Raw genomic sequence first — 4974 nt, forward strand, 5'->3', positions numbered from 1 at the left:
TGGAGGCAAGGTTCAGAAATGCACTTCTTGCGACTTACGTAAGTACGTCTATTATGGAATACGCTTACCTGAGCTACACGGTATATATTTCTACGCCTTGCTACCATTGGCGTCAGTTCACCAACGGGTTTATTAGGAGCTATGAAAACACAGCTTATGGCTAGTATACCGGGTCTAACAAAAGCAATCTAAATGAGTAACCCTATTTTCATAAAAAAACCGACTCCTTTCGAAGCCGGCTTTTCACATTTAAATTAACTAACTATGACTATCGGGTTATCAGCCCACCTTTAGCACTATCTACAGTGATTTTTGGTGTGCCTCTACCACTTACAATCCATCGTACGATAACGGTACCATTTCCAGGAATATTGGCCACTTCCAACTTGGCAGGATTCACCTTCTGCTCAGTTGTAATTCCAAGATCCAGGTCTTCTACAATCATTCCGGCCTGAACACTTACACCATCAATCGAAATGTAGTCCGGACGCTCAATCTTATACTTGAGGTCTTGCGAAGCATGGGTAGGCATTAGGCGCTCATTTTTAATAATGGCGGTAATTTCCCTTAATCCACCACCCAGGTCTTTTTCCATTACCTTATCAATACTCAGCTTAGGCATATGATGGGCATGGTAAAGTGCAAAGGCCATGTTTCGGTGAAGCTCTTCTTCCAGCATGAATCCCGGAGTGGCCCTACCGAAGTTTTTCTTAAACCCGCCTATCTCAATTTCTCCATAGGTTGGGTGATTATATGGAGCCCAGGGGGTAAATGCATCGTTGGCCAACAACTCCCGGTCGAAATCATAGCTCTGATTTCTGTCTGGACGCTCATTCTTATAGTAGGCAAAGCTTGAGAATATCTCATTGGTGAAGGTGTAAATACCTCTGCTTCCGTAGAACCAATCGAGTTCACCGCCAAATACTGAGTACAAGTCTTTATATACCGTTAGGTAACGGTAACCGGGGAGCATCTTCTCTCCTTTTTCACCAATGGCATCATAAATTCGAAGGTCGGCACGATTATAAGTCGCCAGATCTTCTTCGGCACCAGGCCCTCTCAAAATCATTCCTCCTGAGTTATGGAAACTCTGAGCACCGGCAATGTTGGGATGTGCCAATACGAAATCGGCCACAGCACGGTTGGCCGGTACACTAAACGGATACTTTAATGCACCTCCCTGAATATAATCGGGCTGCCATTTCCAGGCCCAATCCCTGTTAGGATCATAATAACCGGGTCTGTCTTCATTTACTCGACCGTCACCATCATTATCTATACCTTCTGATCCTAGCAACTCATAGCGCTGAGCGGTAGTTACATCGTCCGGCCCAATCTGAATCATTTTACGCGGATCGAGCGGATCAATAATAAAGTCTCCATAATCGCTTTTTCTTCGCATGCTCGTTACCGAACCATCTCCATCCAAATCATCAAGACCATCTTCATCTACCAAACCATCGCGATCATCATCAAATGGCATCATTCCCGAACGAGGAGAACTTCCGGTATTGGCCTCTTTCATGTAATTGTTTCGGGCATCGGGGTTAATAGTAGGCACTATGTAAAAAATACGGTCGTCCAGTACCTCGGTAATGTAGTCTACATCGCCAAAGTTTTCGGTTAGGTACCAGGCCGTATAAATACAGATTTCTGCTCCCTGAATCTCATTGGAGTGAATGTTTCCATCGACATAAAATGCAGGTTTTCTTTCGGGGTTACCTTTCTTAAAGTTGGTAACCTGCAACATCCATATGTCTCTGCCCTCATACGACTTGCCAATCGATATTCGCTTTACCAAATCAGGGTGAGCATCGGCTATTTTCTTAGAAAGCTCGGCTAAGCCTTCGGCCGTGTAGTATCGGTTAAAGGCAATATTAACCTTAGGGTTATGGGGGGAACCTGCAGCACGGAACACTTCGTCCGCATTCTGTCCAAAACTGATACCGGGTAGCGCTAAGCCTACCAGAACTAAACCAGCAAATATTTTTGATATATATCTTTTCATCAGTTCTCTTATTTAAGGTTTACAGTTTGGCTATCTACTCCGGCATGTGAGGCACCTGCCTGAATTTTGACAGTACCACTTCCTTTTACCAACCAGGTAAACTGCACAGATGCATCACCATCCAGGCTTCTGAGTGTTTGAATTTTTCTTCCGGAAATCAACTCTTGTCCGTTACCAAGGCTCAACTCTACCTTCACTGGCTGCAACCACCTGGAGCGGGTACCCATTTCGGTATGAGTAGGTAGGGTTCCGCCATTATACACATCTACGGTGATTCGGGTCATTCCCTTACCAACGGCTTCCGTTTTAAGATTTACCAGCTGAACATTGGCCTGCATTTTGGCCATTTTCACTATAAAGTCGGTGTGGTTTCTTGCTGCATCGCCAATTTTGGCCAATGGAGGATTATTCATCACGAAAGGTGCTATTCCACCTACCTCTACCTTTTGATTAGGAAAATCCGGGTGGTTTACCTCTTTCCAGTCTACCCAGTAATTGGTGAGACCCTCCTGCTCTGCCCATCTCAGGAAATTTACCTCTCGGTTTTTGTCTTTGTTGGCAGCTTGCCCTTCTTCATCTTTTACCGTGGGCACCCACCAGCCGGGAGTACCCACGCTCAGGCGTCCAAAGTGAAAATATGCCCACTGAAGGAAATCGCCTCCTTGCTCTCCGGAGTCCGGTGCGTTTTTCAGGGAAACAGTCTCATTGTAAATATCAGACAGGTACTTGTTCAGCCCTGCATCATCGTTCAAAATGCTCGTAACTACACGCTTAGAGGCTCCGGCTCTGTTGTATCTCCAGGGACTCGAAAGGTTGTTACCGGGACCGAAAGTAAACACTCCGTAAAGATTCCACTTGGTATAGAGCATATCCAGCAAGGCCCTGTTTTCCAACTCAGACACGGAGTGCTCTCCGGAACCTGCCACAAAGTATGGGTACTCATAAGTAAGGTTTTTTCGGAAGTGTATTCCACCTTCACCATCTTCATTGAAGGTACCGTCAAGGTCATTATCTCTACCTTCAGTAAAGACTTTGTACATACCTTTTTCACCTTTTGAGCGATCGGCTTTAATCATTATTCTACTATCGGCCGGGTGTGTAATCCAGTCGCCTGTAGGGTCTTCAACTCTCATCCAGGTAATCATTCCATTACCATCCAAATCATCAAACGGATCTTCATTCAATCGTCCGTCCCGATCATCATCTGTAGGCCTGGCATTACCACTTCTTTCCCACTTAAGAGCTGCAAAATATTGTTCATATGCATCGGGGCTCATGTTAGGAAAGACATAGAAGGTCGTGTTATCGAGTACATCAGAATGATCTGAAATTATACCTTCGGCAAACCGAAGAGCCATTTCTACACTCAGCAGGTGACTACCTTCTACACCCCCCACTACCGCAATGGCAGGCTTGCTTTCCGCATCGCCCTTACCCAACGTGAGCATCCAAATGTCTTTGCCCCCAAGAGTTTTGGTGAGCGATTTCAGTGAAGCCATATTGGAAGAGTTTGCAAGATTACGCAGCCTTTGAGCCTGTTGGGGTAGTGTTGTATACTCCTGAGCCCATGCCATAGCAACCATACAAAACATCCCTACCAAAAGGCTAAGCTTCTGTAAGTTGTGTTTCATAGAGTTTCTTTTTGATAAAAATTCAAGTACTGAATTAACAGAAAGGCAATACGTATTTAAACAGACTCAAACTTGAGCGGTACTGAAATGTTATAAGTGGTCTGCGCGTTTAGGCCGTCCAGCTAGGTGAATTACCTAATCCACTGAATGCGTAAAATTTGCAGAAGTAAGAACTGCAAGCTCTCTAAGTTTATTAAGCCAAAAAACTGCTAAACGTATGAGAGTTAACCAAAACAGGAACAACCACCCAACAATCAATCGTATTGATGCGGGTACTCATTTAGAAGGACACCTCAAAACAAACTCTCCTCTGGTTATTAGTGGTTCATTTCACGGCACAATAAGTTCAGAAAGCTCGGTAGAAACCACCAAAGGCTCTATAGTCTTAGGCGAAATAAAAGCAGAGCGACTTATTATTAATGGTCAATGGCAAGGAAAAGCTCAAATTCAGGGAGAAACCCTGTTAGAAAGCCATGCTCTGGCCGATGGTGAACTAATCACCAACAAACTCTCAATCAGGCAAGGAGCCCAATTCAATGGCCTTTGCCAAATGCAAGACCCCACCGCGACACACATAAAACAGATCAGTTTAAAACAACAACTAGCCTAAACATTATGGTTATGCGATGGAAAACTACACTACTCACTACGGTCATTTTCTGGACCTGTATCAATTTGGCAAATGCGCAGTCGGTGGGAATCGGAAAAACAGACTTCAAACCTGATGAAAGTGCCATTTTAGAACTGAAATCAGACAGTCAGGGACTTTTGGTACCACGAATTTCCCTCAAGCAAAGAGACAATATTAAAAATCCTGCCTTGGGTTTGCTCATTTTTCAAACCGATGGTGAGGCTGGTTTTTACTATTACTCCCCCACCGGTTGGACAGCCCTTAGGAGCAACGGATCGGTGCAGGTAGGGCAATACCAACAACTGTCTTTCGATGCACAAACCGGTATTCTCTCATTAGAACAAGGTGGAAGCGTGGATTTAAGTCAATACCTGTATCAGCAGAAATTTCATGCAGGAACCAGTAACCCAGACTCCTCCATTGGTGCAGACGGAGACTTCTATCTCAACACCTCCTCTTACCAACTCTTCGGCCCTAAATCAGCAGGCAGTTGGGGCAGCGGAACTTCCCTTATTGGGCCTCAGGGAGTTCAGGGGCTTAAAGGCGACAAGGGAGATCAGGGCGAACAAGGAATCCAGGGACCTAAAGGTGACAAAGGGGAAAAAGGTGATACCGGGCCGCAAGGACCTAAGGGAGATAAAGGCGACAAGGGAGATCAGGGTGAACACGGAATACAGGGACCTAAAGGTGACAAAGGAGAAAAA

The 4974-nt window shown here is 45.1% G+C and carries 3 protein-coding genes and 1 pseudogene; 2 read left to right on the plus strand and 2 right to left on the minus strand.

Annotated features, from left to right (window positions below):
• Positions 1 to 268 precede the first annotated feature (268 nt).
• Positions 269 to 2008 carry a M14 family metallopeptidase gene (locus B3O12_RS00005; RefSeq protein ID WP_189629861.1) on the minus strand — a complete coding sequence of 580 codons (1740 nt, stop codon included), beginning with the start codon at positions 2006 to 2008 and terminating at the stop codon, positions 269 to 271.
• An 8-nt stretch (positions 2009 to 2016) separates the two neighbouring features.
• A complete protein-coding gene (locus B3O12_RS00010; protein ID WP_189629860.1) occupies positions 2017 to 3639 on the minus strand; it encodes a M14 family metallopeptidase in 1623 nt (540 codons plus the stop codon).
• 217 nt (positions 3640 to 3856) lie between these two features.
• Here B3O12_RS00010 and B3O12_RS00015 point away from each other — a divergent pair, with 217 nt between their 5' ends.
• Complete coding sequence (locus B3O12_RS00015; protein ID WP_189629859.1) at positions 3857 to 4249, plus strand: bactofilin family protein; 393 nt, start codon at positions 3857 to 3859, stop codon at positions 4247 to 4249.
• 11 nt (positions 4250 to 4260) lie between these two features.
• Positions 4261 to 4974 (plus strand): annotated as a pseudogene (locus tag B3O12_RS00020) (hypothetical protein); the annotation flags it as partial.

This window comes from Roseivirga sp. UBA838 (assembly GCF_002296035.1).
GTDB lineage: Bacteria > Bacteroidota > Bacteroidia > Cytophagales > Cyclobacteriaceae > Roseivirga > Roseivirga thermotolerans.

Bases quoted from the DNA above. Each gene is read 5' to 3' on its own strand.
- B3O12_RS00010 (WP_189629860.1), bottom strand. From the start codon at position 3,639: ATGAAACACAACTTACAGAAGCTTAGCCTTTTGGTAGGGATGTTTTGT.
- B3O12_RS00015 (WP_189629859.1), top strand. From the start codon at position 3,857: ATGAGAGTTAACCAAAACAGGAACAACCACCCAACAATCAATCGTATT.
- B3O12_RS00005 (WP_189629861.1), bottom strand. From the start codon at position 2,008: ATGAAAAGATATATATCAAAAATATTTGCTGGTTTAGTTCTGGTAGGC.